Genomic DNA, 25,030 nt, shown 5'->3' with positions numbered 1-25,030 from the left:
CCCTGCCCCCTTCCCGCGAGCGTTCCATGGTTTTCCACATCACTTACCCGCGCATTGTCCCGGAACGCCGCCCGCCCGGCCACGAGCCGGCGGCGCCGCGCTATTCCCTGCGATGGACCAAGCCTGTCGGCTTGCTCGTGAGCGATTATTTCGCACTCCAGGGCCAAGAGCTGTCCTGGCCAGAGCAGGCGGGCTTCTTCGCCCGCCTCACCGCCTCCTTCGCCGTGGACGGCCCGTGCGCGCACGAAATCATGCGCACCACCGACGAGACCGGCGCGGTCAACGCAATTCTCGTCGCCTATTGGCTGGATGCGACCGCCCACGCCCGCTGGAGCATGAGCGCGCCCTTCATGGCCTGGTTCCGCGATCCCGCTCGGCTCGCCGGACCGCACGGGTTGTGGCGGGAAACCATCTGCGTGCCCTATGACCGGCACGAGACCATCTATTCGGCGCCGAACTATCCCATCGGCCTTGCCCGCACACCGGGCGCGACCATCCAGCCCATCACCATGAACGGCTATTTCGGCGCGGCGCGGGACCGCATGCCGGTTTCCGCCATCGACACGCTGGAAAGCCCTTATGGGGGGAGCATGCCGGCGCGCCGTACGCCGGCGAGCCTCGGCCGTCGGCTGCGGGTGACCTCGCCCCACAATATGATCTCGATCCGCTCCGGCCAGTATTGGGAAGGCGCTGGCAACGCGCAGACCGCAGATTACCACGACAATCTTCAGCCCAAGCTGATGCGCGGCATGGGCCATCTTGTGGACAATCCCGTTGAGACCGGCACCCTCTCCTTGCGAGTGATGACCAATCTCGATTCGGAAGGGGCGCCACGCAAGGAAACCTCGGTGCATGGCTATTTCATTTCGCTGGAACATCTGGAGCGCTGGGCGAAATCCCACGAGACCCATCTCGACATCTATCGCCACGCCATCGCGATGAACCGCCTCTACAAGGAGAAGCGGGAGGTGGTCACGTGGCACGAAGTGTTCGCCCTGCTCGGGGGCACGCACATGGAATATGTGAACTGCCACCCCACGACCGGCCTCCTGCCCTATTTCGACGCCGTGGACTTAAGCCCCGCCAGCGCCTGACGGGCGCGCCACCCGTATTGGGGCGGTCGCATGGTTCATGTACCGTGCAACCCAAACGGAGGGTGCGTCATGAGCTTGAATCGCCGATTGTTTCTGTCCGGCGCGGCGGTCGCGCCCATGACGCTGGCCCATCCCGCCTTTGCCGGCACGGTCCCCGAAGGCGTGGTGGCCGGGTTGAAGCTGCTCGACAAGATCCCCGCCACGAAGAGCGCCCTGATCGTCTGCGAGGGACCGGGCCAGAGCTGGCAGGACGGGCGCGATCCGGACGCCGCGCTGTTCGTCGGCAGCGCGGTGAAGACCTTCATCCTGGCGCAGGCCCTGCGGGCGGCGGAAGCTGGCCTGTTGTCCGAGACCGATCAATGGGCGGTGGATGACGCGGTGCGCTCCGCCAGCAGCCCGGTGCTTCTGAATCTGAGCGGAACCACGCAGGCCCGCAGCGTGCTCGAGGCCATGATCGCCCATAGCGACAATACCGCCACCGACATCACGCTTGCGAAGGTGGGACCCGACAAGGTGCGCGCCCTGATCGCCGAAGCCGGCCTGCCGAAGACGCGCATCCCGGATTCGACCCGCCGCCTGTTCTCCTACATCGCCGGCGCGCCGCAGGGCACCGACATCGGCTGGGAGGGCGTGAAGAAGCTGGAGACCGGCTGGATGCCCGGCCCCCCGCGCCCGGCCGTCAACGAGCATGAGACCATGGTCAGCACCGCGACCGAACTGGTGAAATGGTATCAGACGGCGCTCACCGGCACATTCTTCTCCAAGCCCGAAAGCCTCACCGAATTCGCGCGCATCCTCTCCATGGCCGATGCCATCGCCCAGGTGGTGCCGCCGGGCATCGCCGCCTATGCCAAGGGCGGGAGCATCGACTGGGCCAATTTCCACTGCTTCTGCCTGCCGGGGCAGATGGTGGTGGGCGCCGCGCGCGTGACCTTCTGCTTCACGGTCAACTGGACCGGACCGGACGACAGCGTCGCAACGGTTTTTCCCGCCTTCCGCGACGCCGTGGCCGCGACCCTGAAAGGTGCGGTGGACGCCCTCAGGGCCTGAGCGCGTCCCGCCGAAAAGGCCGGCGGAGGCGGTTCAGCCGCCGCCGAGCTCCAGCTTCTTGTTCCACTGCAACGCCAGCAGCGTGCAGATGGCGCCTGACAGCAGATAAGCGCCAGCCGAGATCAGGCCGAAATTGCTCGACAGCGACAACGCCACCAGCGGGGCGAAGCCGGCGCCGAACAGCCAAGCGAAATCATTGGTCAAGGCAGAGGCCGTATAGCGATAGTTGCGCGCGAAATTGGACGCCACTGCGCCCGATGCCTGGCCGAACGACAAGCCCAGCAGCACGAAGCCGAGCACCATGAACGCGGTTTCGCCAACCACGCCGCCATTCAGCAATTGCGGGGCGAAACCACTGAAAACCGCGATGGCGGCGGCGGTCGCGCCGAGCAGGTTGCGGCGCCCGACCCGATCCGCCACGAAGCCAGATGCGACAATCGCACCGATGCCGAACACCGCGCCGACGATTTCGATCACCAGGAAGCGCGCCGGCCCCTCGCTCGTGAACAGATACACCCACGAGAGCGGAAACACCGTGACCATGTGGAACAGCGCAAACGTGGCGAGGGGCGCGAACGCGCCGATCATGATGCCGTGCTTTTCCGCGCGCACCGTCTCCATCACCGTCGCCGGGCGAAGCTCACCGCGCTTGAACAGCTCGGTATATTCCGGCGTCACCGCCATGCGCAGACGGGCGAACAGCGCCACCACATTGATCGCGAAGGCGACGAAGAAAGGATAGCGCCAGCCCCAGGTGAAGAAGTCCTCCGGGGACAGATTGGCGACGAAGAAGGCGAACAGCCCGTTGGCGACGATCAGGCCCAGGGGCGCGCCCAACTGGGGGATCATTGCATACCAGCCACGCCGCTCGGGCGGCGCGTTCAGCGCCAGCAGCGGCGCGAGGCCATCCCAGGTGCCGCCCCAGGATAGGCCCTGGCCGATCCGGAACAGCGCGAGCACGAGAGCGGAGGCCCAGCCGATCTGCTCGTAGCCCGGCAGGAAGGCGATCGCGACCGTCGAAGTGCCCAGCAGAACCAGCGCGATGGTGAGCTTCGCACCGCGCCCGTGCGCCCGGTCGATGGCCATGAAGAGTGCAGTGCCGAAGGGTCGGGCGACGAATGCGAGGGCGAAAATGGCGAAGGAATAGAGGGTTCCCGTCAGGGCATCCACATAGGGAAACACCAGCTTCGGAAAGACCAGCACGGCCGCCGTTGCGTAAACGAAGAAATCGAAAAACTCAGAGGTTCGACCAATAATGACACCGATGGCAATCTCGCCGGGGTCCACGTCGCCATGGCCGGCATTGATCTGCCTCGCGTCCCGTTCCATCGTCGATGACGCATCCGCCATGATCTTCGCACCAGTATGAAGTTGCTTTTCATACGCCAGTCCAGTCCCGGTGGGAAGCAGTCTGCCGCAGGCTCCTTATTCCCCCGCTAGTGTGCGTTGCGGCATTGGGCAAATTGTCCAATGTCGCTCGTGTTGCAGTGCAGCTAGCGATGCGGCGAGCCCACCACGTGCGTGACAGGTGCTGTATTGAGTCGCTTCCGCGTCCTCGCCTTGCTGCCGCTCATGGCCTTCCTGAGCGGGTGTAACTTTACCGTGCTGCATCCGGCGGGCGATGTGGCCTGGCAGCAGCGCGATCTGGTCATCATCTCGACCGCCCTGATGCTGGTCATCATCATTCCGGTCATGGCGCTCACCGTGCTGTTCGCCTGGCGCTACCGCCAGTCCAATACCGAGGCGCGATACGAGCCGGAATGGCACCATTCCACCCATCTGGAACTGGTGATCTGGGCGGCCCCGCTGCTCATCATCATCTGCCTCGGTGCGCTCACATGGATGGGCACCCACCTTCTCGATCCGTACCGTCCCATCGATCGGATCGCGGAAGACCAGCCGGTCCCCGCGAACGTACAGCCGCTCGAAGTCGAAGTGGTGGCGCTCGATTGGAAGTGGCTGTTCATCTATCCGCAATATGGCATCGCCTCGGTGAACGAGCTCGCGGCGCCCGTGGATCGTCCGATCTCCTTCCGCATCACCGCATCTTCGGTGATGAACTCCTTCTATATTCCCGCGCTCGCGGGGCAGATCTACGCCATGCCGGGCATGCAGACGCGCCTGCACGCGGTGATCAACGGGGCGGGCACCTATCGCGGCTTCTCCGCCAATTACAGCGGCGCCGGCTTCTCCGGCATGCATTTCCGCTTCCTCGGCCAGTCCCCCGCCGATTTCGACAGCTGGCTGGCCAGTGCCAAGGCCGGCGGCGGTGATCTGACCCGTGCGGCCTATCTGGAACTTGAAAAGCCGAGCCAGAACGTGCCGGTGACCCGCTACGCCCATGTCGACCCGGCGCTGTTCAACGCAATCCTCAATCTGTGCGTGGAACCCGGCAAGATGTGCATGAGCGAGATGATGGCCATCGACGCCAAGGGCGGGCTGGGCATGGCCGGCATCAACAACGTGCTGCCGCTCACCTACGACAAGTTCGCCCGCCGCGGCACCGTGTTCGGCGGCGCTGCAGCGATGGTGGTCGGCATCTGCTCGCCGGAAGACCTCGCCACGCCGGCCACCAGCGCAGACGCGCTCGCGCCACGCCAAGGCGCCGGCCCCGCGCGCATCCTCGGGGCGGGCCTTCCCGCACCCTCCTTCACGCCCATCAGCGTCCCGGCGGACCTTCTCGCGCCCGCCGCCCGCCGGCCCTCAAACTCCTGACGCGAGACGCCATGTCTGCATCCGCCGTGTCTCAATCCGCCGTGTCCGCATTCTCGACGCCGGTCAGTCCGATCTTCGGGCGGCTGACGCTGGAGAGCTTTCCGTTCCATGAGCCGATCCTGGTGGCGACCTTCGCCGCCGTCGCCCTGGGCGGCATCGCGGTGTTCGGCGCCCTCACCTATTTCCGCCTCTGGGGCTATCTCTGGAAGGAATGGTTCACCAGCGTGGACCATAAGAAGATCGGCATCATGTACATGGTGCTGGGCATCATCATGCTTCTGCGCGGCTTCGCCGACGCGATCATGATGCGCCTCCAGCAGGCCCTGGCGTTCGGCGGATCCGACGGCTATCTGCCCGCGCACCATTACGACCAGGTGTTCACCGCCCACGGCGTCATCATGATCTTCTTCGTCGCCATGCCGCTGGTGACGGGGCTGATGAACTATGTGGTGCCGCTGCAGATCGGCGCGCGCGACGTCTCGTTTCCGTTCCTGAACAATTTCAGCTTCTGGATGACCGTGGGCGGCGCGATCCTGGTGATGATGTCGCTGTTCGTCGGCGAATTCGCGAAGACCGGCTGGCTCGCCTATCCCCCGCTCTCCGGCATTTCCTACAGTCCGGACGTCGGCGTGGATTATTACATCTGGGCGCTACAGGTGGCGGGTGTCGGCACAACCTTGTCCGGCATCAACCTGATATGCACCATCGTGAAGATGCGCGCGCCCGGCATGACCCTGATGAAGATGCCGATCTTCACCTGGACCTCGCTGTGCACCAATGCCCTGATCGTCGCTTCCTTCCCGATCCTCACCGCCGTGCTCGCGCTGCTGGCGCTCGACCGGTATTTCGGCATGAACTTCTTCACCAACGACTTCGGCGGCAGCCCGATGTTGTACGTGAACCTGATCTGGATCTGGGGTCACCCGGAGGTGTACATCCTGATCCTGCCGGCCTTCGGCGTGTTCTCGGAAGTGGCCTCCACCTTCTCCGGCAAGCGGCTGTTCGGCTACACGTCGATGGTCTATGCGACGGTGGTCATCACCATCCTGTCCTACCTCGTGTGGCTGCATCACTTCTTCACCATGGGCTCGGGCGCGAGCGTGAATTCCTTCTTCGGAATCACGACCATGATCATCTCGATCCCGACCGGCGCGAAGATCTTCAACTGGCTCTTCACCATGTACCGGGGGCGCATCAAGTTCGAGCTGCCCATGATGTACACGGTGGCCTTCATGCTCACCTTCGTCATCGGCGGCATGACCGGCGTGCTTCTCGCGGTGCCGCCGGCCGACTTCGTGCTGCACAACTCGCTGTTCCTGATCGCGCATTTCCATAACGTCATCATCGGCGGCGTGGTGTTCGGCATGTTCGCCGGCATCGCCTATTGGTGGCCGAAGGCATTCGGCTTCAAGCTGGATCCGTTCTGGGGCAAGATGTCGTTCTGGTTCTGGGTGGTGGGTTTCTACTTCGCCTTCATGCCGCTCTACGTGCTGGGCCTGATGGGCGTGACGCGCCGCCTGCGGGTGTTCGACGATCCCTCCCTGCAGATCTGGTTCATCATCGCCGCCTTCGGGGCGTTCCTGATCCTGCTCGGCATCCTCTCCTTCCTGGTGCAGATCGGCGTCAGCATCCTGAAGCGCGAGCAGTTGCGCGACACCACGGGCGACCCGTGGAACGGGCGCACCCTGGAATGGGCGACCTCCTCGCCCCCGCCGGATTATAATTTCGCCTTCACGCCGGTGATCCACGACGGCGATGCCTGGTGGGACATGAAGCAGCGCGGCTACAAGCGCCCGCTGGAAGGGTTCAAGCCCATCCACATGCCGCGCAACACGCCGGCCGGTATCCTCCTCGCCGCATGCGCCGTGGCGCTGGGCTTTGCCCTGATCTGGTACATCTGGTGGCTGGCGGCGGTGAGCTTCGTGGCGCTGCTTGGTATCGCCATCGCCCATACCTTCAACTACAATCGCGACTTCTCCATCCCCGCTGAAGACGTGATCCGGACCGAGGAAGAGCGCACCCGCCTTCTGGTCGCGCAGGTAACGCCATGACGCTCGCAACCACCTCAGACAGCGCCGCCGCGCCGATTTTCTACGAAGTCGACGAGCACGCCCATCCGGACGGGGGCAGCACCGCCCTCGGGTTCTGGATCTATCTGATGAGCGATTGTCTCATCTTCGCGATGCTGTTCGCCACGTTTGGCGTGCTGGGCGGAAACTACGCCGCGGGGCCGGGCCCGAAGGATCTCTTCGACCTCAATCTCGTGGCGCTCAACACGACGATGCTGCTGTTCTCCTCCATCACCTATGGCTTCGCCATGCTGGCGATGGCGCGGGGGCGGATCGGACAGGTCCAGATCTGGCTGGTGGTCACCGCCCTGTTCGGCTTGGCGTTCCTGTCCATCGAGCTGTTCGAGTTCGCTCATATGATCCACGAAGGCGCGACGCCCCAGCGCAGCGCCTTCCTCTCCGCCTTCTTCACCCTGGTGGGTACCCACGGGCTGCACGTGACGTTCGGCCTGATCTGGCTGGTGACGCTCATGGTGCAAGTGGGCCGGCGCGGGCTCATCCCCGCCAACCGCCGCCGGCTCATGTGCCTCAGCATGTTCTGGCATTTCCTGGACGTGGTCTGGATCGGCGTCTTCACCTTTGTCTATTTGATGGGAATGCTGCGATGACCGCGCACGCGCACCACGAACAGGGCGCCGCCGCCGACCATGGCCATGGCGCGGATCACCACGAGGATCACGCGCACGGCTCGCTGCAGAGCTACGGCATCGGCTTCGGCCTGTCCGTCATCCTCACCGCCATTCCCTTCTGGCTGGTGATGAGCGGCGCGCTCGGCAACAACCAGTTGACCGCGATCGCCATCACGGCATTCGCGGCGATTCAGATCGTCGTGCACATGATCTTCTTCCTGCACATGAACACGCGGGTGGAAGGCGGCTGGAGCATGATGGCGCTGATGTTCACGATCATCATCGTGGTCATCGCCCTCAGCGGTTCGTTGTGGGTCATGTACCATCTCAATGCGAACATGATGCCGGTCCACGACATGCGTCAGATGCCGTGACCACGCAGGCCGGCGCGAAGGAGCGATCGGCCGTGCGCGGACAGGAGGTTGGCGAACGGGATCAGGGTTACGGAACGACAGCCGTTCCCCATCCCGAACGCTCGCATACCGTGCGCCTCGTGCTTCGGCTCCTGGCGGTGGCGCTCTGCGCGCTCCTGGTCGGACTCGGGATCTGGCAATTGGAGCGGCGCGCCTGGAAGCTCGATCTGATCGAGCGCATCGACGCGCGGGTCCACGCGCAGCCGGTCGCGGCGCCCGGCCCCCAGGCCTGGAAGACGATGTCGGCAACCGCCGACGAATATCGGCGCGTTCGCGCGGGCGGGACCTTCCTCAACGATCGCGAAACCCTGGTGAAAGCCGTGACGGAACGCGGCGCCGGCTTCTGGGTAATCACCCCCTTGAAGACCGACCAGGGATTCACGCTTCTGGTGAACCGGGGCTTCGTGCCGGCGGAAGAGGCGCGGGCCGCGCGACGCACCGCGGATCCCTCGGTGGTCGTCGGCCTCGTGCGCATGAGCGAGCCCAAGGGTGGCTTCCTGCGCGCCAACGACCCCGACACCGATCGCTGGTACTCGCGCGACGTTGCGGCAATCGCCGCCAAGCGCGGCCTCTCTGACACGGCGCCTTATTTCATCGATGCCGAGGCCAGCTCTGGCGCGGGGCCTCTGGGCGGCTTGACGATCATCGACTTTCCGAACAATCACCTGATCTATGCGCTGACCTGGTTCGGATTGGCGATCATGGTCACGGCCGGGCTTGTCTTCATCTGAAGATCCCGGGACGAAGGACACCTGGTCAGGAACATGACGGCCTCCATCCGCGACACGGCCAACAAGCAGAACCTGCTGCTGCTCATCCAGCTGCGCTGGCTCGCGGTGGTCGGGCAAGTGGTGACGATCCTTATCGTCAAGTTCTGGTTCGACATCCATCTGCCCCTGGCGGAGCTGACCGCGGTCATGCTGTTCCTGATCGGGCTGAACCTTGTCAGCGTGCTGCGCCATCTCAAATCGGAGGCGGTGACGAATACCGAGCTGTTCCTCGAACTGATGCTCGATGTCGCGGCCCTCACGGCGCAGCTCTATCTCAGCGGGGGCGCCGCCAACCCCTTCATCTCCCTCTATCTGTTGCAGATCACCCTGGGCGCGGTGCTGCTGGAGGCATGGTCCGCGTGGTTTCTCGTGGCCATGGCCTGCGGCGGCTATCTCTGGCTGACGACAACCTATCGCAAGCTCTCGCTGGCGACCCACGAGCCGCACCCGCGGCTGCTGGATCTCCACATTCAGGGCATGTTCGTCTGCTTCTTGCTGGCCGCGTGCCTGCTGGTGCTGTTCATCACTCGCATCAATTTAAACCTGCGCGCGAGGGACTCCCATCTGGCGGATCTGCGGCAGAAATCGGCGGAGGAGGACCACATCGTGCGGCTGAGCCTACTTGCCTCCGGCGCCGCCCATGAGCTCGGGACGCCCCTCGCCACGCTGTCGGTCATCCTGAACGATTGGCGGCGGGTGGAGGCTTTCAAGGCTGACCCGGAGCTCGCCGACGAGCTCGATGAGATGCAGAGCCAGCTGGACCGATGCAAGACCATCGTTTCCGACATCCTCATGTCCTCAGGCGAGGCGCGCGGCGAAGGCACGGTGCGCACCACCGCAAGCGCCTTCTTCGACGAACTGGTGGACGAATGGCGATCCAGCCGCTCCCCGCCCCTGCTGGATTATCGCAACGCCATCGTCTCGGACGCGGCGATCATTTCCGATCCCGCCCTGAAGCAGGTCATCTTCAACATCTTCGACAATGCGCTGGAAGCCTCGCCGAGCTGGGTGGGCGTGACGGTGCTTCAGCGCGCCAACGATTTCCTCATCGAGGTCCACGATGCCGGACCAGGATTTGAACCGGACATGCTGGCCGAATTCGGCAAGCCCTACCGGTCCAGCAAGAAGCGGCCCGGCGGAGGTCTCGGCCTGTTTCTGGTGGTGAACGTGGTCCGCAAGCTCGGGGGAAGGGTGACCGCGCAGAACGATCCCGAAGGGGGCGCGGCCGTGACCGTGACATTGCCGCTGGCCGCGCTCTCGCTTGGAGTGAATGATGGACGATAAGCGCGTCTTGCTGATCGTTGAGGACGATGCCGCCTTCGCGAAGGCGTTGCGCAGATCGTTCGAGCGGCGGGATTACGAGGTCCATGTGAGCGACCGTCTCGAAGGCGTCCAGGCGCTTCTCGCGACCCGGTCGCTCGGTTATGCGGTGGTGGACCTCAAGCTTGCCGGCGGCTCCGGCCTTGAATGCGTCAAAGCACTTCACCACCACGATTGCGGGATGAAAATCGTCGTGCTCACGGGTTTCGCCAGCATCGCGACGGCGGTCGAGGCCATCAAGCTCGGCGCGTGCCACTATCTGGCAAAGCCCGCAAACACGGACGACATCGAGGCCGCCTTCGACAAGGTGGACGGGGATGCCACCATCGCAGTCAGCGGGCGGCCGACCTCGCTGAAGAATCTGGAATGGGAGCGCATCCACGAAACGCTGGTCGAGACCGATTTCAACATATCGGAAGCGGCCCGGCGGCTGGGCATGCACCGGCGCACGCTGGCGCGGAAGCTCGAAAAAAAGCGCGTGCCCTAAGGGTGTAGAATGGGCGGTGCGAGAGCCGCCGACCTGACCCCAGCACCTCCCGCACACCGATTTACGTAGGGCCCGCCGTTCCGAAAGCCCAAGAGACCCTCACGGCTTGCATGCCTGGGCCGCCCCGAGATTGATCGTTGCGGCTTTACAGAGACGGCAGCTCTCTACCTTCTGCGGGCGCCGATCCTGGGGAAAAGCGAGCATTTGCAACACTGGCGATGCTTTGCACCCACGCCGCGCCCTGCCCGCATTTTCGCCGCAGCAATCATTTATCGCACTCGCAGCGTGCCCCGATGCCTCTTGCGCTTCACGATTTATCCACACAAGAAGAGCGACACTGGCTAGGATAAAGATCTTCCAACTTAGAAAGTCGGCGCCGTGAAACGGCTTTTGGCATTGTCCGCACTTGTGGTTTCTGGCGCGCTCTGTCTCGGGTTCGCTGCCAATCAGATGCTTAAGCCCGGGCCGGCGGCCCAGCCGGCGTCGTCCGTGACGGCTGCCTCGGCGCCGATCATTACGGGCTCGATCGCCGCGCCCCCGGCGAATGCGCTTCCCCCGCTGCCGCAGGCCAATGCGCCGTCTTCGTCCACAGTCGTCGCGCAGGCCCGTGCCACCCTGCCCGCTCTGCCGCCGATCCAGCCCGTCGGCGTTCCGGCACCGGCCGGATCCCAGGCGGCCCCGGCCGTGCTGGGCGGCGCCGTGCCCCCGGCGGCTCCGGCCCTCGAGCCCGCAGCGCCCGTGCCGCCGCCGACCTCTTATCGCTTCATGGAAGTGGACGGCCCGTATATCGCCATTACGTTCGACGACGGCCCCAATCCCGAGACGACTCCGAAGCTGCTGAAAATACTTGAGGCGCGGAACATCAAGGCGACGTTCTTCGTGCTTGGCACCAATGCTTCCGCCTATCCGGACGTGGTGCGTAGCGTGGCCGCGGCCGGCCACGAGGTGGGCAACCATTCCTGGAACCACCCGCAGTTGCCGAAGCTCACCCTCGCCGCCGCGGACAAGCAGATCGAGGATACGTCGGCGGCGATCGAGGCCGCGACCGGCAAGAAGCCGCTGTATCTGCGCCCGCCTTACGGCGCCATGACGCCCGCGCTCCAGCAGCACCTGGTGCAGAAGTACGGCGTGACGATGATCTTCTGGTCCGTGGATCCGCTGGACTGGAAGGTCCGCGACGCCCAGAACATCTATGATCAGATCATGAAGCATGTGCGGCCGGGCGCCATCATCCTGGCGCATGACATCCACGCCACCACGGTGGCCGCGATGCCCCGCGTGCTCGATGCGCTGATCGCGAAGGGCTACAAATTCGTCACGGTTTCCGAACTGATCGCGATGAACAAGCCCGGCGCCCCGAAAGTGGTCGCTGCGCTGGCTCCGGCGGCGCCGAAGAAGAAGACCCGCCCCGCCCCCAAGCCGGGAGCAGCCCAGGCAGCGCCTTCGAATGCGGCACGCAACGCGAACAATGTGAACGTCGGCCTCTATTGAGGCGATGCGGCCCCTTCCTCTGGGAGGGGCCGCGTTTCCCCCATCCGGTTTGAGGGTGCGCAGGCGGGGGACGGCTGTCCCGCGGAAGCAAATCCGCCCCCAAGACTAAAAATCAATCAGTACTCGCCCATTATTCGGGCAGAGCCGGCCCCCATCGCAGCGGGGCGCGCCCGTGCTCATTGTCTGCCGCGACCAGTTTTTTCAGATAGGACATGAAATGCGCGCGCTCCTCGTCTGAGAGCGCGGCGAGGGTGCGCATGTGCGCGGCCGCCGTCAAAGGCGCGATCTGGTCGAGCAGCGCCCGGCCTTCATCCGTCAGATGAACAAGCTTCAACCGCTTGTCCTCACTGCTATTTCCGCGTGCGACAAGCCCGCGTGCCGCCAGCCTGCGAATGACCTGGCCAACGGTCGCACGATCGACGCCGATCATGGCTGCCAGTCCCGCCTGGTCCAAGCCCTGCCGACGCGCAAGGACGGTCAGGATACTGGATTGCACCGGCGTCACATTCAGGCCGGAGCAAGCCTCGTAGAACATCGCGAGGTGGATCTGATGCAGGCGGCGGATCAAAAATCCCGGCCGTTCCGTCAATTCTGTCTCCGCGTCCGCGCGCTCGTCGGCTGGTACCGGACCCGTCCCCCGCACGCTCGTCGTCATGGCCATCGAATCCCCCACGCTCCGCAATAATTCGTTCTTGGCATAAACATTGCTTTGAGTCATCATATGATAAGTGCACTTACTAAAAGCGATTGACCGCCTCATGCAAGCGCAACTCCAGATCGACGACGTCACCATCAGATACAGGACCCGTCGCAGCGAGGTGACGGCGGCCTACCGTATCAGTTTCGATGTCTATCGCGGTGAACGCACGGTTTTGCTTGGCCCGTCGGGCTGCGGCAAGTCCAGCCTGCTGAAGGCGGTGGGCGGTTTCATCCGGCCGCTTTCCGGCGCCATCCGCCTGAACGGCCGCGCCATTACCGCGCCGGGCCCGGACCGCATGATGGTGTTTCAGGAATTTGACCAGTTGCTCCCGTGGAAGTCGGTGCTGGGCAATGTGGCGTTCGCACTGCGCAAAGGTGCCGGCCTTGCCGCCGAGGAGGCAAAGGCGCGCGCGCTGGAAGCGATCGACGCGGTTCGTCTCACCGGTTTTCGCGACGCCTATCCACATGAGCTTTCCGGCGGCATGAAGCAGCGTGTCGCCATCGCCCGCGCCATGGCGATGCAGCCTGAGCTGCTGCTCATGGACGAGCCCTTCGCCGCGCTCGACGCCCTCACCCGCCAGCAGATGCAGGAGGAATTGATCCGCCTGTGGCGCGAGATCGGCTTCAGCCTGCTGTTCGTCACCCATTCCATCGACGAGGCGATCCTGGTGGGCAGCCGCATCATCGTTCTCTCTCCGCATCCCGGGCGCGTGCGCGCGGAAATCGACTGCCGCGACATCACGGAAGCGGATCGCGGTGGGGAACGGTTCGAAGCCATGCGCCGGCGCATCGACACCCTTCTGTTCGGGGAACGCACCCATGCATGAAGCCCGGCACCCCCAAATGCGTCACCCCATCGAGCCTCCGGCCCGGCCGGATATCATGAACGACGTGCAGGCCCCGCTGCCGGATGACATGCCGGTGGCCCGCGAACTGCCGTGGTGGCGGCGCGCGCTCGATCATGCGCCGGTGCGCCGCCTGCTCGTGGTGATCGCCTTCGCTGTGATCTGGGAGGCATACGGGCGCTATCTCAACGATCCTCTCCTCGTTCCGACCTTTTCGCAAACCCTCTCGGCGCTGATCGATTCCTGCCTCAGCGGCGAATTGCCGGCGCGGGTCTGGTCCAGCCTGCGGGTCCTGGCCAGCGGCTATGCGCTCGGCGTCGCCTGCGCGGCGGTGTTGACGACGCTGGCCGTGACGGTGCCTGGCGGCGGCGACGTGCTCGGCACCATGACCGTCATGTTCAACCCGCTACCCGCCATCGCGCTGCTCCCGCTCGCCCTGATTTGGTTCGGCATCGGCAATTTCAGCCTGGTGTTCGTCATCACCCACTCGGTGCTCTGGGCGGTGGCGCTCAACACCCACACCGGCTTCCTCGCCGTGCCGCAGACCCAGCGCATGGCAGGCCGCAATCTCGGTCTGCACGGCGTCGGCCTGGTCGCGCACATCCTCGTGCCATCGGCGGTGCCGTCCATCCTCACCGGGCTGCGTATCGGCTGGGCCTTCGCCTGGCGCACGCTGATCGCCGCCGAACTGGTGTTCGGCGTGTCTTCCCATTCCGGCGGGCTCGGCTGGTTCATCTACCAAAGCCGCGCCGAAATGGACACGGCCAACGTCTTCGCCGGCCTGATGACCATCATCCTGATCGGACTGTTCTTCGAGGGCGTGGTGTTCCGCACCGCCGAAAACCTCACCATCCGCCGTTGGGGCATGTAACGCGAACGCAAAGGGGAAAGCTGATGAAGCGATTATTAGCGAGTGCATTGCTGGTGGCCGCCATGGTTCTGCCGGCCCGTGCCGAGGTGCAGACGCTGCGCATCGGCGTGCAGTTCGGTCTCGGCTATCTTCCGGTCTACGTCATGCGGGACGCGGGGCTCCTGGATGCGGAGCTGAAGAAGGCCGGCCTCCCTCCCATTCCGGTGGACATCCATAACTTCACCGGCGCACCCGATATTGGCGATGGGCTGCTTTCCGGCTCGCTCGATATCGGCGGCGGCGGCATCACCGCAATGATGGTGGCCTGGGACAAGACCAAGAGCGCCGGCGATCGGTCGATGCGCGGCATCGTCGCGCTCTCGGCCATGCCGTATGAGCTTTTGACCAACAACCCCAATATGAAAACGCTCGCGGACATCACCGACAAGGACCGCATCGGCCTTCCGGCGGTGAAGGTCTCGTTCCCGGCGGTGATGCTCCAGATCGCCGCCGAGCGGGAATTCGGCGTCGGCAAGCATGATCGGCTCAACGCGATGACGGTCGGCCTCGCCGGTCCCGAGGGCGCCACGGCGCTGCTCACCAATAACGGCGTCGTGGATGGCTATACGTTCGCCGCGCCCTTCATCCAGCAATTGCGCGGCAAGCCGGGCATCCACAAGGTCTGGTCCAGCACCGACGTGTTCGGCACGCCGACGACGGCGCTCGCCACCTGGACCACGGAACGTTTCCGCGCCCAGAACCCGAAAGTCTATGCCGCCTTCTTCGCGGCCATGCATGAGGCCAATCGCTTCATCGCCGAGCATCCCGACCAGGCGGCGGCGATCTATCTCAAGGCGGAGCAGTCCAAGCTGCCGCTCGACCTGATCGTCGAATGCATCAAGGACCCGGAGATGGCCTACAACACCGCCCCCAAGAACAGCGGCGCGCTCTCCGACTTCCTCGCCCGCATCGGCACGCTGAAGCAGCGCCCGGCGAGCTGGAAGGACCTGTTTTTTCCTGAAGTCACCAGCGAACAAGGAAGCTGATCGATGGGTGAGAAACGTACCCGCATGACCTGCGGCTGGCTCGTGGGTCATGACGGCACGGGCCATACGCTGTGGCGTAATGGCGAACTGGTCTGGGAAGGCAACACGATCCTGTTTGTGGGCGAGGGCTTCGACGGAGACGTGGACGTGGAGATGGACGCCAGGGACCGCCTCGTGGTCCCTGGCTTCATCGATACCCATGTGCATTCCGGCCATCGCGCTTCCCACCGGCTGATCAGCGACGTCGGGCGGCCGGATTATTTCGGCCAGCCCTTCCTCGAAATCAGCGTGGCGCGCGAAGGCACGCGCGTCGGCGGCGACGTGCGCTATGTGCGGCCCGACGACAAGGCCGCATCCGAGGCGTTGACGCTGAACGCCCGCTTCACCGCCGCTGAGCTGCTGCGCAACGGCATCACCACCTTTATCGAGTTCGGCAGCCAGCTGAAGGTTCAGGAAGCCCTGCTCCAAGAGGTCGGCACGATCGGCAACCGGGCCTATCTCGGACCCGGCTTCGACAGCGGCCGCTGGGTGGGCGGGGAAAACGGAAAGCTCGTGCGGGTCATCGACGAGCCGGCCGGCGAGCGGGAATTCGAACTCGCCCTCGATTTCATCGCCCGTCACGACGGCGCGCATGACGGGCGGGTGCGCGGCATTCTCGTGCCCCGCGAAATCGAGACTTGCACCGTGGACCTCATGCGCAAGGCCGCTATCGCCGCGCGCGAACGCAAGCTGCCGGTGGCGATCCACGCGGCCTACAATATCCATGAAGTCTTCGACATCATCCGCGAGCACCAGATGACGTCGGTCGAGCTTCTGGAGCATGTGGGCCTGATGTCATCCACGCTGAACATCGGCCACGGCAATTTCACCGCCGATAATCCGCTGGCCAATTATTCGGGGTCCCACGACCTGGAGATCATGGGGCGCCATCAATGCTCCATCTCCCATTGCCCGGTGAACGTGGCGCGGCGCGGGCGTTTCCTGAACAGCTGGCAGTCCTATCGCAAGGCCGGCGTGAACATCGCGCTCGGCACCGATACTTATCCGCGCGACATGATTCTGCAGATGCGCAACGCCTCCTACATGGGCAAGATCGCCAGCCATAACCTCAAGGCGGCCACCGCAGCCGAGGTGTTTTCGGCCGCGACGCTGGGCGGCGCCCATTCGGTGGGGCGTGGCGATCTCGGACGCCTGGCACCCGGTGCGAAGGCCGACATTGTCACCATCGATCTCACCGGCCGCGACAGCCTGCGCTACGGCCCGGTGCGAGACCCCATTAAGAGCCTCGTGGATTGCGGCATCGGCGACGATGTGGACACGGTGATCGTCGACGGCATCGTGCGGATGGAAGGCGGGAAGATTCCCGGCATCTCCTTCGCGGATCTGCGCGCTGGCGCCCAGGCGGCCGGCGAACGGGTCTGGGCGGGCTGGCAGGAGTGGGATCCGCATGGGCGGACCGCACAAGAGATGAGCCCGCTGAGCTTCCCCGCGAGAAACTGACGGGTACGTCGACGGTGGGGGTGGCGCGGCCGCGACCCGATATCGACCGCCTCCGACGATTGGGCAGGCGACGCGGGACACTGCGTCGCCTTTCTTTTTCTTCAAGGGACCGCCGGGCGCCAGCTTGCATCAAGGATGGCTGGCCGGCCGCACGCGAAGTCCAGGCGCGCCCTAATTCTCCTGTTCTGCCAGGAATTCTGAATAGATGTGGCGCAGGTGATGGACGGCCGACGTGTGGACGTCCACCCGCAGATCCAGCAGGGGGGTAAAGCCGCGATCGATGATGCGGACCCAGGCGGACCGCTCGGTAACATGGCCGGAGACCCCCACTTGCCCGCCTGCGTCCCGCCCGCCCTCGATGGCCTGAAGCAGCCGTTCCGCAAGATCCTCGCCGGGCTCTGCCTGGAATCCCGCGACGATGCCGTCAATCACCTGCGGCCCCACCAGGATATTCCCGAAAGCGGCGAAGTCTTCGCCTGTGCGATGCCCCGCCCACGGCCGGGCCATGCTGCCCGTATGCATGGCCACCCCCCCATCGGGCGTCACAATGCCCATCTGCCGATATTCGAAATCGGGATCGTTCTCGGCGACAAGCTCCATCGCCTTCCGGGGTCCAAATCCGAGCTGAAGGATATTCAGAACCAGCGGATCATTGGAGCGTTTCGGAAAGGCCTGCGTGCGGCTGACGCCGACGCCGGGCCGCGCCCCCTCGTTGCGTGCCCCGCAGGCCAGGGAAAAGGTTGCAGAGGCAACGCCGAGCTGTCCCGTGCGTGCGCATCTGGCGACGATCGAATAGGTCATCCTACGCTCCTCAATCGGCCGTGGCGGCCAGCGTGGCCATGAAAGCTTCCTGCGGCGGCGTCTGGCGCGGGTTTTCGCTCCGCAGCCGATAGAAGGCTTCGTACGGCTTGTAGAAATCAAACACCGCCCGCAGTTCGGCGATCGCGCCCTCGTGCAGGTCCGCGCGCAGGTCCAGTTCGGAATGGACCCCTGTGCCATGCACCACCAAGGCCGCTGACCGCTCCGTAAAACCCGCGAGGCCGCCGGCCGCCGCACCCGCTTCCAGCGCCCCAAGCAAACGCGCGTCGAAATCCGCACCGCTTCCTCCGGCGAAGGCATCCGCCATAGCCTTAATGACGCCCTCGCCCGCGAGACCTTCGCCCGAGGCAATGAAGCCGTCGCCGGTGACGAAGCCCGACCAGGGACTCATGGCGGGCGCTTCCCAGGCCGCCGTGCGCGCGGCCGCATCAATCAACGCGACGTGTCGTGTCAGATGCGCCCGCTCTTCGATGCCGCTCAGCGCAACGGCAGCGGATGGCGGTACGCCCTGCTCCAGAAGCTTGAACAGCGTGCGGGTTGTGAGGTCATCCCGCTTGCCCAGGCGGACGAGGGCACCGACCTTGCCGACCACGTGGATTTGTGTGAAGCCGACGGCGATGGACCGGCTCGCGATAGCGATGCCAACGCGGCCGGTCGCCGGGCAGGCTGCAACGATGCTGTAAGTCACCGGAAACTCCAGGATAGTGTCGCGCGAGGCGCGGCGGGGTTCGTTTTGGAATAGATAAACTCATGTAAAATAATGATTATTTTGGACATTCCGTTCATTTTTATGTTTGATGTTGTAAAGCGTCAGAACAGCTGCATAAAAGTCGATATGTTTTTGGGCGCGGAGAGAGGGTATGAGTTCCATCGGCAAGACAGCGGGGCGCGAGCCGGAGAGCGGCGCTGCCGGCGAAGCTGGAGGAATGCACGCCGAGGAAGACCGTCGCATCGGTTCCCGCATCCGCATCCTGCGCAAGGAGCGCAAGCTCTCTATCGAGCGCCTGTCGGAGGAGAGCGGCCTTTCCGTCGGCATGCTCAGCCAGCTGGAGCGCGGCCTGACCACACCCTCTGTGCGCTCCCTGCGGGTGCTCGGCGCTGCGCTGGATGTTCCGATATCCTGGTTCTTCACGCCCACCCACAGCGATGATCCCGCGGAATCCGAATATATCGTCCGGCGCGGATCGCGCGGTGCGCTCACCTTGACTCCGAGCGGCATCTATAAGGAGTTGCTGACTCCCGAGGGCCCCGGACTGATCGAGCTGTATGAACTCTCGGTCAAGCCGGGCGGCACGTCCGGCTCGGAATTCTACAGCCATCGTGGCGAAAAGGCCGGCGTCGTCATCGCCGGCACCCTGCGGCTCTGGCTCGACAACGAGCCGCATGTCCTCAACGAGGGCGACAGCTTTCGCTTTCCGAGCGACATCGCCCATCGCTTCGAGAACCAGGGAGGCGGCTCGGCACGGGTCATCTGGGTGGTCGCCAGTGTGAAGGGCGAGCCTCACACCTGAGGCCGGCATCGGATGCGGGCCTTGCCTGCTCATGCCGGCCGCGGCGACATGCGGGCAATGATATCGGCCATGTAGGCCGGCATCTCGCGCTCCTGCTTCAAGCCACGATCGAACACCGCAAGCTCGCTCCAATGATGGCAGGCCACGGCGCTCGTCGTCGGACCGCCGCTGTCTTCCAGCGCCGGGACTTCAGCGACGCACAGGCTGTCGGCATAGGCGCAGCGCGGGGCAAACTTGCAGCCCGAAAGCTGCGCAGTGGGGTTCGGCAATTCGCCCCGCAAAGCGATCCGGGAGCGCGGCACGTCCGGGTCCGCCACCGGAATGGCCGAGAGCAACGCCTGCGTATAGGGATGCAGCGGGCGTTCAAATACGTTTTCCGTGGGACCGATCTCCACCAGCCGCCCCAGATACATGACCGCGACCCGGTGCGAGATATGGCGCACCACCGACAGGTCGTGGGAGATGAACAGGTAGGAGAAGCCGAACTGGTTCTGCAGATCCTGCAGCAGGTTCAGCACCTGCGCACGCACTGAGACGTCCAGCGCCGACACCGGCTCGTCGCACACGATCAGCTGCGGTTCGCACGCCAGCGCACGGGCAATGCCGATGCGCTGGCGCTGGCCGCCGCTGAATTCATGGGGATAGCGCCCGCCCTGAGCAGTGGTGAGTCCCACGCACTCCAGCAACTTAGCCACCCGCCCCGCAACGGCATCCGCAGGCACGATGCGGTGCAGGCGCAGCGGCTCCGCAAGGGTCTCGTTCACCGTCATGCGCGGATTGAGCGAGGAATAGGGATCCTGAAAGATGATCTGGAACTTGCGGCGCAGTCGATTGAGATGCCGGGCGGAAAGACGCGACAGGTCGGTGCCCTGGAACTGCACCTTTCCGCCGGTGGGCTTGTCCAGCGCCATGATCATCCGCGCGAGCGTGGACTTGCCACATCCGCTTTCGCCCACCAGCGCCAGGGTCTCCCCGATGGCGATATCGAACGATACACCGTCCACGGCCTTCACGGCGGCCGACCCGCGCATGGCATAGTGCCGGGCGAGATCCTGGACCTGCAGAATGGGGGCTTCGTCTCGCATGGTCGGGTGTCCTTGCCGCGTCAATCCAGCGGCGCGAGCCAGCAGGCGGAACGATGGGGCCCCCGCACAACGGCGAGCGGCGGCGCATCTGCCACGCAACGCTCCGTGCTGAGGGGACAGCGGGGGTGAAAGCAGCAGCCCGAGGGAGGCGCCATGAGGTTCGGCACGGTGCCGGGGATGATCGAGAGACGCCCCTGGCGCTCGGTGATTTTCGGGAGCGAGCCGAGCAATCCTATGGTGTAGGGGTGCTGCGGATTATTGAAGATGCTCGCAACCGGGCCGGATTCAACCACGCGGCCGGCGTACATCACCATCACGTCGTCGGCCATTTCCGCCACCACCCCGAGATCGTGGGTGATCAGCATGAGGCCCATGCGGTGGCTATCCCTCAATTGGCGAAACAGTTCCAGGATCTGCGCCTGCACGGTCACATCGAGGGCGGTGGTGGGCTCGTCCGCGATCAACAATTTGGGGCGGCAGATGAGGGCCATGGCGATGACCACGCGCTGGCGCATGCCACCGGACAATTCGTGCGGGTAGGTGTCGATGCGGCGTTCGGGGTCGGGGATCCCCACTTCGCGCAAGGCGGCGATAACTCGGCTGCGCGCCTCGTGCCGGCCGCACCGTTCGTGGGCCAGCAACGCCTCCGTGATCTGATCCCCGATGGTGTAGACGGGGTTGAGTGCCGTCATCGGCTCCTGGAACACGATGCTGACATCGTGCCCGCGCACCGCGTGCATCTGGTGCTCGGTCAGCGTGGTCAGGTCGCGGCCGAGCAAGGTGATATTGCCGGCATCGATGCGGCCCTGCGGCTTCGGCAGCAGGCGCATGACCGAGAGCGAGGTGATGCTCTTGCCGCACCCCGATTCACCGACGATGCATAGGGTGCGCCCCGCCCGCACCTCGAACGAGACGTCGTTCACGACCGTCATGCGGCCACGTTCGGTGGCGATCGAGGTACGCAGGCGGTTGACCCGCAGCAGCGGCTCCTCGGCAGGCGCGGTTTGGGGAAACATTGCGGCGCTCTCGGCTACCATGATTGTGGCGCTCGGCTTCGGATCGACCATGTTCATTGCTGGACCTTCGGGTCGAAGATGTCGCGCGCGGCATCGCCGAGAACGTTGAGCACGAGCACGATCAGAAACAGGGTGAAGCACGGCACCAATGCCACGTGGGGCGCGGTGAAAAGCAGCGAGCGGCCCTGGCTCACCATCGTGCCAAGCTCCGCGCTGGGCGGCGGCGCGCCGAGGCCGAGAAAGCTCAGCGACGCCCCGAGCAGGATCACCTGCCCGAACCTCAAGGTTACGTAGACCAGCACCGAAGTCGCGCAATTGCGCAGCACGTAGCGGTGCAGGATCGCGAAGTCCCCGAGCCCGAGCGCGCGCGCCGCAACCAGATAGTCCTGGTTCACCACACCGAGCGCCGCGGCCCGTGCCACGCGCGCCACCGGAGGGATCGTGGAAATCGCGAGCGCAAAGATGATCCCCCAGGTGCCCGGCCCCCAGATGCCCGCAATGGCGAGGCCGAGGAGGATTGCGGGGAACGAGAGCAAGACGTCCATCGCGCGCATGAGGAGGTTGTCAGCCCGTTTGTAATAGGCCGCGGTCACGCCGATGATCGTGCCCGTGAAGCCGCCCAGGAACAGGCTGGTGAAACCGGACGCCAGCGTGAGGCGAATGCCGAACAGGACCCGCGCGACCAGGTCGCGGCCCTGCTCATCGGTGCCGAGCCAATGCACCAGATCCGGCGGCATGTTGCGGGAGCGTAGACTGGTCCTGTAGGGATCGAACGGAGTGAGGAACGGCGCGAATACGGCGGCCAGCACGATGACCACCAGCAGCACCAGCATGAAGAGCGCGATCTTGTCCCGCAGCAGGCGCCGCAGAAGCTGGCGACCGCGCGAGGCGTCTGCCGACACCAAGGCAGGGAGCGCGACGTTCTGATCGGTCATTGCCGCATCCTCGGGTCGAGCCAGGAATAAATGAGATCAACCATCAGGTTGATGATGATGAAGGAGAGCGCAAGCATCAGGATCGTGCCTTGCGCCATCGGAAAGTCGCTGGAAGTAATCGCGCTCACCGCGAGGCGGCCGATGCCGGGCCATGCGAAGATGGTCTCGGTCACCACCGCGCCGCCGAGCAGATAGCCCGCCTGCAAACCGATGAGCGTGACGACCGGGATCAACGCGGTCCGCAAGGCGTGCTTCAAGACGACCCGCGTTTCCCCAAGCCCCTTGGCGCGGGCGGTCCGCACGAAGTCGAGTCCCAGCACGTCCAGCATGGACGTGCGCGTCATGCGCGCGATGGGTCCGATGAGGATGGAGCCGAGTGAGACCGCTGGCAGGACCATGTGGGCAAGTCCATCCCAGGTCCATAGCGGCCCGCCGCGTCCCTGGAACGGTAACAGCCCCCATTGCAGCCCGAAATATTCGATGCCGAGCAGGGCGATCATGAAGCCAGGCATGGAAAGTCCGGCCACGGAAACCATCATCACCACCCGGTCGATCCAACGCCCGCGCGTGACCGCACCCAGCGTGCCCATGCCGATGCCGAGCGGGACCGCCACCAGCATGGCGCAGAACATCAGTTCCGCCGTCGGGCCGATGGTGCGCAACAGCTCGTCGATGACCGGCGCCCTGTTCAGAACCGATTTGCCGAGATCCCCCTGCAGCACCCGAGCGATGTACAGGGCGAACCGCTCCATGACAGGCCGGTCGAGACCGAGGTCGTGGTGCAGGCCGGCCAGGATCTCCGGCGTTGCCCCCTCGCCGGCGATGATCGCTGCGGGATCGCTGGGAACCACCACCAGCAGCATGAAACCGATGAACAGAACCCCCAGCAGCACCGGGATCGAGACCATCAGCCGTTTCACGATGACACGAAGCATGCCGCCCAATCCTCCGTCCGTCGGCGCGCCCCTTTTCGGAGGCGCCCCGCGCGATCAACCGGGCGGCGGATGACAGCCGCCCGGAGGTGAAGTCGTCCTCTCCGTCGCGGGGGCGGAGATGCGCGGCCGCGGCTCAGAGCGGCTTCAGGTCGAGTCCCTTGTAGAGGCCGGCGGAGTAAAGGCTGTGCGGCTTCACTCCGGTGACTTTGGTCTTGTTGTAGATGATCAGCTCGCGCTCATGGACGAGCGGGATCCACAGCGCCATCTCGACAATGAGGTGCTGGGCCTTCGACAGGTTTTTGAACCGCTCTTCCTGCGTGAGCGCGGAGCGGCCGGCGGCCAGAAGCCTGGTCAGCTCCTCTGCTTGGTCGGGCACATTCTTGAAGGACGAATAGTGCTGCTTTGCAGGAAAATACTTGCTGATGATGTCGCTCATGGACGAATAGGACGCGAACAGCGACCACATATCGACATCGTCCTGGCCAATCTTTCCGTAGCTGACCGTGGGCTCCCACAGTTGGAGTTGGAGGTCCACGCCCACGTCCCGAAGCATGCCCTGCACGGCCTCCAGTCGCTCACGCCAAACCGTGTTGTCCTGGCCCACCAGCACAGGGGCGAGCTTCTTTCCGTCCTTGTATCGGAAGCCGTCGGGCTTCTTCACCCAGCCCGCTTCGTCGAGCAGCTTGTTGGCGCCGTCGGGATCGAACTTCAGCAGTTCCGGCTCGATCGACTTATCGTAATCGGGCGTGTTCGGCGCGGCGATGAAGTGCGCGGGATCGGCCTCCCCGTAATAGAAGGCCGAGGCGATGGCATCCTGGTCCACGGCCATGATGATGGCGCGGCGCACCCGGATATCCTGCATCAGGGGCCGCGCGATGCGCATGCCGATGAAGCCCATCCAGCCGAAAGCGCGCGGCTGCACGATGCCGATATTCTTGTTGGCACGCGCTTTTCCCACCGCCGACCAGGGAAACACGTTCGTAATGTCGCTGGTGCCGGAGAGGATCGCCGCAACCGCGGTGTTTTCTTCCGGCACCACTTTCCAGACGATGCGCTCGGTCAGGGCGGGGCCCTTATTGTCGTAGAATTCCGGCCCCCAATGATAGGTTGGGTGGCGGGTCAGGACGAGTTCGTCGCCGGGACGCCAGGACGCCCAGCAGAACGGCCCGGTGCCGTTGAAGCCACGCACGCCGAAGCCATCACCCAGCTTCTTCACCGCGTCCATGTCGATGATGCCGGCATAGGGCGCTGCGAGCTGCAGCAGCAATTCGCTGAACGGCTCGGAAAGAACGAACTGCACTTCGTATTTTCCCACCGCCTTCACCGATTTGACGGGGCCGATATTCGCCACGGTGCTCGAATGCGTCTCGGGAGACATCCAGCGGGCGAAAGTCGCTTCCACATCGGCGGCGGTCATCGGCTTACCGTCGCAGAAGGTGACGTCGTCCCGCAAGACGAAGTCGTAGGTCTTCCCGTCCGGCGATACGGTCCAGGACTTTGCCAGAAGCGGATGGATCGTCCTCAAGTCATCCTCGACCGACACCAGCGTATCGGTCAGCATGAACAGGCCTTCGGCTGCTCCACGATGCAGGATTTTGTGGATGTCATAAGTTTGCGCGTCGTTCGTCCGTTGGATAATCAGGGACTTAGACTGCGCGAATGAGGGTACCGACAGGCAGGTCAACGGTGCCACAACCAAGGACAGCCCAAAGGCAAAGGCCGCAAACGACTTCATCCTCAACACCCCTCTG

The 25,030-nt window shown here is 64.5% G+C and carries 24 protein-coding genes; 15 read left to right on the top strand and 9 right to left on the bottom strand.

Features of this window, described 5'->3' with window-relative positions; genetic code table 11:
- The first annotated feature begins 26 nt into the window (after positions 1-26).
- A complete protein-coding gene (locus tag V5F68_RS24040) occupies positions 27-1,094 on the top strand; it encodes a phenylacetaldoxime dehydratase family protein (RefSeq protein WP_394012848.1) in 1,068 nt (355 codons plus the stop codon).
- Between the two features lie 69 nt (positions 1,095-1,163).
- Positions 1,164-2,144, top strand: coding sequence for a serine hydrolase (locus V5F68_RS24035; protein WP_394012849.1), 981 nt, complete (start codon positions 1,164-1,166; stop codon positions 2,142-2,144).
- A 33-nt stretch (positions 2,145-2,177) separates the two neighbouring features.
- On the opposite strand, the gene V5F68_RS24030 is transcribed toward V5F68_RS24035, so the two are convergent.
- On the bottom strand, positions 2,178-3,473 hold the full coding sequence (locus tag V5F68_RS24030) for an MFS transporter (protein ID WP_394012850.1): 1,296 nt from the start codon (positions 3,471-3,473) through the stop codon (positions 2,178-2,180).
- A gap of 207 nt (positions 3,474-3,680) precedes the next feature.
- Between V5F68_RS24030 and cyoA the strand changes: the two genes are divergently transcribed.
- From cyoA to V5F68_RS23990, 8 genes are all read left to right on the top strand, one after another.
- Positions 3,681-4,859 carry a ubiquinol oxidase subunit II gene (gene cyoA / locus V5F68_RS24025; protein WP_394012851.1) on the top strand — a complete coding sequence of 393 codons (1,179 nt, stop codon included), beginning with the start codon at positions 3,681-3,683 and terminating at the stop codon, positions 4,857-4,859.
- An 11-nt stretch (positions 4,860-4,870) separates the two neighbouring features.
- Positions 4,871-6,910 (top strand): cytochrome o ubiquinol oxidase subunit I, encoded by a 2,040-nt coding sequence (gene cyoB, locus V5F68_RS24020; RefSeq protein ID WP_394012852.1) that lies wholly within the window; start codon positions 4,871-4,873, stop codon positions 6,908-6,910.
- Entirely contained in the window at positions 6,907-7,536 is a 630-nt protein-coding gene (gene cyoC, locus V5F68_RS24015) for a cytochrome o ubiquinol oxidase subunit III (protein ID WP_394012853.1), read from the top strand. Before cyoB ends, cyoC begins: the two co-directional genes overlap by 4 nt.
- Positions 7,533-7,931 carry a cytochrome o ubiquinol oxidase subunit IV gene (gene cyoD / locus V5F68_RS24010; RefSeq protein WP_394012854.1) on the top strand — a complete coding sequence of 133 codons (399 nt, stop codon included), beginning with the start codon at positions 7,533-7,535 and terminating at the stop codon, positions 7,929-7,931. The genes cyoC and cyoD overlap by 4 nt, the downstream gene beginning before the upstream one ends.
- A 32-nt stretch (positions 7,932-7,963) precedes the next feature.
- Positions 7,964-8,701, top strand: coding sequence for an SURF1 family protein (locus V5F68_RS24005; RefSeq protein WP_394012855.1), 738 nt, complete (start codon positions 7,964-7,966; stop codon positions 8,699-8,701).
- A 33-nt stretch (positions 8,702-8,734) separates the two neighbouring features.
- Positions 8,735-10,024, top strand: a complete 1,290-nt coding sequence (locus V5F68_RS24000) for an ATP-binding protein (RefSeq protein WP_394012856.1) — start codon at positions 8,735-8,737, stop codon at positions 10,022-10,024.
- Entirely contained in the window at positions 10,014-10,547 is a 534-nt protein-coding gene (locus V5F68_RS23995; protein WP_394012857.1) for a response regulator transcription factor, read from the top strand. Before V5F68_RS24000 ends, V5F68_RS23995 begins: the two co-directional genes overlap by 11 nt.
- A gap of 489 nt (positions 10,548-11,036) precedes the next feature.
- Positions 11,037-12,038 carry a polysaccharide deacetylase family protein gene (locus V5F68_RS23990; protein WP_394012858.1) on the top strand — a complete coding sequence of 334 codons (1,002 nt, stop codon included), beginning with the start codon at positions 11,037-11,039 and terminating at the stop codon, positions 12,036-12,038.
- A gap of 130 nt (positions 12,039-12,168) precedes the next feature.
- Here the strand turns inward: V5F68_RS23990 and V5F68_RS23985 are convergent, their stop codons facing one another.
- Complete coding sequence (locus tag V5F68_RS23985; protein WP_394012859.1) at positions 12,169-12,699, bottom strand: MarR family winged helix-turn-helix transcriptional regulator; 531 nt, start codon at positions 12,697-12,699, stop codon at positions 12,169-12,171.
- A gap of 97 nt (positions 12,700-12,796) precedes the next feature.
- On the opposite strand from V5F68_RS23985, the gene V5F68_RS23980 reads away from it, so the two are divergent.
- The 4 genes from V5F68_RS23980 to V5F68_RS23965 are packed head-to-tail and all read left to right on the top strand — an operon-like array spanning position 12,797 to position 16,978.
- Complete coding sequence (locus tag V5F68_RS23980) at positions 12,797-13,564, top strand: ABC transporter ATP-binding protein (RefSeq protein ID WP_394012860.1); 768 nt, start codon at positions 12,797-12,799, stop codon at positions 13,562-13,564.
- Between the two features lie 55 nt (positions 13,565-13,619).
- A complete protein-coding gene (locus tag V5F68_RS23975) occupies positions 13,620-14,453 on the top strand; it encodes an ABC transporter permease (protein WP_394012861.1) in 834 nt (277 codons plus the stop codon).
- A 23-nt stretch (positions 14,454-14,476) separates the two neighbouring features.
- On the top strand, positions 14,477-15,478 hold the full coding sequence (locus V5F68_RS23970; protein WP_394012862.1) for an ABC transporter substrate-binding protein: 1,002 nt from the start codon (positions 14,477-14,479) through the stop codon (positions 15,476-15,478).
- Positions 15,479-15,481: 3 nt separating this feature from the next.
- On the top strand, positions 15,482-16,978 hold the full coding sequence (locus tag V5F68_RS23965) for a chlorohydrolase family protein (RefSeq protein WP_394012863.1): 1,497 nt from the start codon (positions 15,482-15,484) through the stop codon (positions 16,976-16,978).
- Positions 16,979-17,149: 171 nt separating this feature from the next.
- Here the strand turns inward: V5F68_RS23965 and V5F68_RS23960 are convergent, their stop codons facing one another.
- Positions 17,150-17,779, bottom strand: a complete 630-nt coding sequence (locus V5F68_RS23960) for a DUF1028 domain-containing protein (protein WP_394012864.1) — start codon at positions 17,777-17,779, stop codon at positions 17,150-17,152.
- A gap of 10 nt (positions 17,780-17,789) precedes the next feature.
- A complete protein-coding gene (locus V5F68_RS23955) occupies positions 17,790-18,485 on the bottom strand; it encodes a DUF1028 domain-containing protein (RefSeq protein ID WP_394012865.1) in 696 nt (231 codons plus the stop codon).
- 172 nt (positions 18,486-18,657) lie between these two features.
- Between V5F68_RS23955 and V5F68_RS23950 the strand changes: the two genes are divergently transcribed.
- A complete protein-coding gene (locus tag V5F68_RS23950; protein ID WP_394012866.1) occupies positions 18,658-19,308 on the top strand; it encodes a helix-turn-helix domain-containing protein in 651 nt (216 codons plus the stop codon).
- 29 nt (positions 19,309-19,337) lie between these two features.
- On the opposite strand, the gene V5F68_RS23945 is transcribed toward V5F68_RS23950, so the two are convergent.
- From V5F68_RS23945 to V5F68_RS23925, 5 genes are all read right to left on the bottom strand, one after another.
- Positions 19,338-20,393 carry an ABC transporter ATP-binding protein gene (locus V5F68_RS23945; RefSeq protein ID WP_394012867.1) on the bottom strand — a complete coding sequence of 352 codons (1,056 nt, stop codon included), beginning with the start codon at positions 20,391-20,393 and terminating at the stop codon, positions 19,338-19,340.
- Positions 20,394-20,413: 20 nt separating this feature from the next.
- Complete coding sequence (locus tag V5F68_RS23940; RefSeq protein WP_394013047.1) at positions 20,414-21,409, bottom strand: ABC transporter ATP-binding protein; 996 nt, start codon at positions 21,407-21,409, stop codon at positions 20,414-20,416.
- Between the two features lie 53 nt (positions 21,410-21,462).
- Entirely contained in the window at positions 21,463-22,344 is an 882-nt protein-coding gene (locus V5F68_RS23935) for an ABC transporter permease (RefSeq protein WP_394012868.1), read from the bottom strand.
- A complete protein-coding gene (locus tag V5F68_RS23930) occupies positions 22,341-23,279 on the bottom strand; it encodes an ABC transporter permease (protein WP_348845358.1) in 939 nt (312 codons plus the stop codon). Before V5F68_RS23930 ends, V5F68_RS23935 begins: the two co-directional genes overlap by 4 nt.
- A 133-nt stretch (positions 23,280-23,412) precedes the next feature.
- A complete protein-coding gene (locus tag V5F68_RS23925) occupies positions 23,413-24,840 on the bottom strand; it encodes an ABC transporter substrate-binding protein (RefSeq protein WP_394012869.1) in 1,428 nt (475 codons plus the stop codon).
- Positions 24,841-25,030 lie beyond the last annotated feature (190 nt).

This window comes from Roseixanthobacter pseudopolyaromaticivorans (genome assembly GCF_043195145.2).
GTDB lineage: Bacteria > Pseudomonadota > Alphaproteobacteria > Rhizobiales > Xanthobacteraceae > NCEH01.
Note: the sequence above shows the minus strand (reverse complement) of the source record. Positions and strands in the feature narration are given on the sequence as shown.

Coding starts and splice junctions, on each gene's coding strand:
- V5F68_RS24040 (WP_394012848.1), top strand. CDS start 27: ATGGTTTTCCACATCACTTACCCGCGCATTGTCCCGGAACGCCGCCCG.
- V5F68_RS24035 (WP_394012849.1), top strand. CDS start 1,164: ATGAGCTTGAATCGCCGATTGTTTCTGTCCGGCGCGGCGGTCGCGCCC.
- V5F68_RS24030 (WP_394012850.1), bottom strand. CDS start 3,473: ATGGAACGGGACGCGAGGCAGATCAATGCCGGCCATGGCGACGTGGAC.
- cyoB (WP_394012852.1), top strand. CDS start 4,871: ATGTCTGCATCCGCCGTGTCTCAATCCGCCGTGTCCGCATTCTCGACG.
- cyoC (WP_394012853.1), top strand. CDS start 6,907: ATGACGCTCGCAACCACCTCAGACAGCGCCGCCGCGCCGATTTTCTAC.
- cyoD (WP_394012854.1), top strand. CDS start 7,533: ATGACCGCGCACGCGCACCACGAACAGGGCGCCGCCGCCGACCATGGC.
- V5F68_RS24000 (WP_394012856.1), top strand. CDS start 8,735: ATGACGGCCTCCATCCGCGACACGGCCAACAAGCAGAACCTGCTGCTG.
- V5F68_RS23995 (WP_394012857.1), top strand. CDS start 10,014: ATGGACGATAAGCGCGTCTTGCTGATCGTTGAGGACGATGCCGCCTTC.
- V5F68_RS23985 (WP_394012859.1), bottom strand. CDS start 12,699: ATGGCCATGACGACGAGCGTGCGGGGGACGGGTCCGGTACCAGCCGAC.
- V5F68_RS23980 (WP_394012860.1), top strand. CDS start 12,797: ATGCAAGCGCAACTCCAGATCGACGACGTCACCATCAGATACAGGACC.
- V5F68_RS23975 (WP_394012861.1), top strand. CDS start 13,620: ATGAACGACGTGCAGGCCCCGCTGCCGGATGACATGCCGGTGGCCCGC.
- V5F68_RS23970 (WP_394012862.1), top strand. CDS start 14,477: ATGAAGCGATTATTAGCGAGTGCATTGCTGGTGGCCGCCATGGTTCTG.
- V5F68_RS23965 (WP_394012863.1), top strand. CDS start 15,482: ATGGGTGAGAAACGTACCCGCATGACCTGCGGCTGGCTCGTGGGTCAT.
- V5F68_RS23960 (WP_394012864.1), bottom strand. CDS start 17,779: ATGACCTATTCGATCGTCGCCAGATGCGCACGCACGGGACAGCTCGGC.
- V5F68_RS23950 (WP_394012866.1), top strand. CDS start 18,658: ATGAGTTCCATCGGCAAGACAGCGGGGCGCGAGCCGGAGAGCGGCGCT.
- V5F68_RS23945 (WP_394012867.1), bottom strand. CDS start 20,393: ATGCGAGACGAAGCCCCCATTCTGCAGGTCCAGGATCTCGCCCGGCAC.
- V5F68_RS23940 (WP_394013047.1), bottom strand. CDS start 21,409: ATGTTTCCCCAAACCGCGCCTGCCGAGGAGCCGCTGCTGCGGGTCAAC.
- V5F68_RS23935 (WP_394012868.1), bottom strand. CDS start 22,344: ATGACCGATCAGAACGTCGCGCTCCCTGCCTTGGTGTCGGCAGACGCC.
- V5F68_RS23930 (WP_348845358.1), bottom strand. CDS start 23,279: ATGCTTCGTGTCATCGTGAAACGGCTGATGGTCTCGATCCCGGTGCTG.
- V5F68_RS23925 (WP_394012869.1), bottom strand. CDS start 24,840: ATGCTGACCGATACGCTGGTGTCGGTCGAGGATGACTTGAGGACGATC.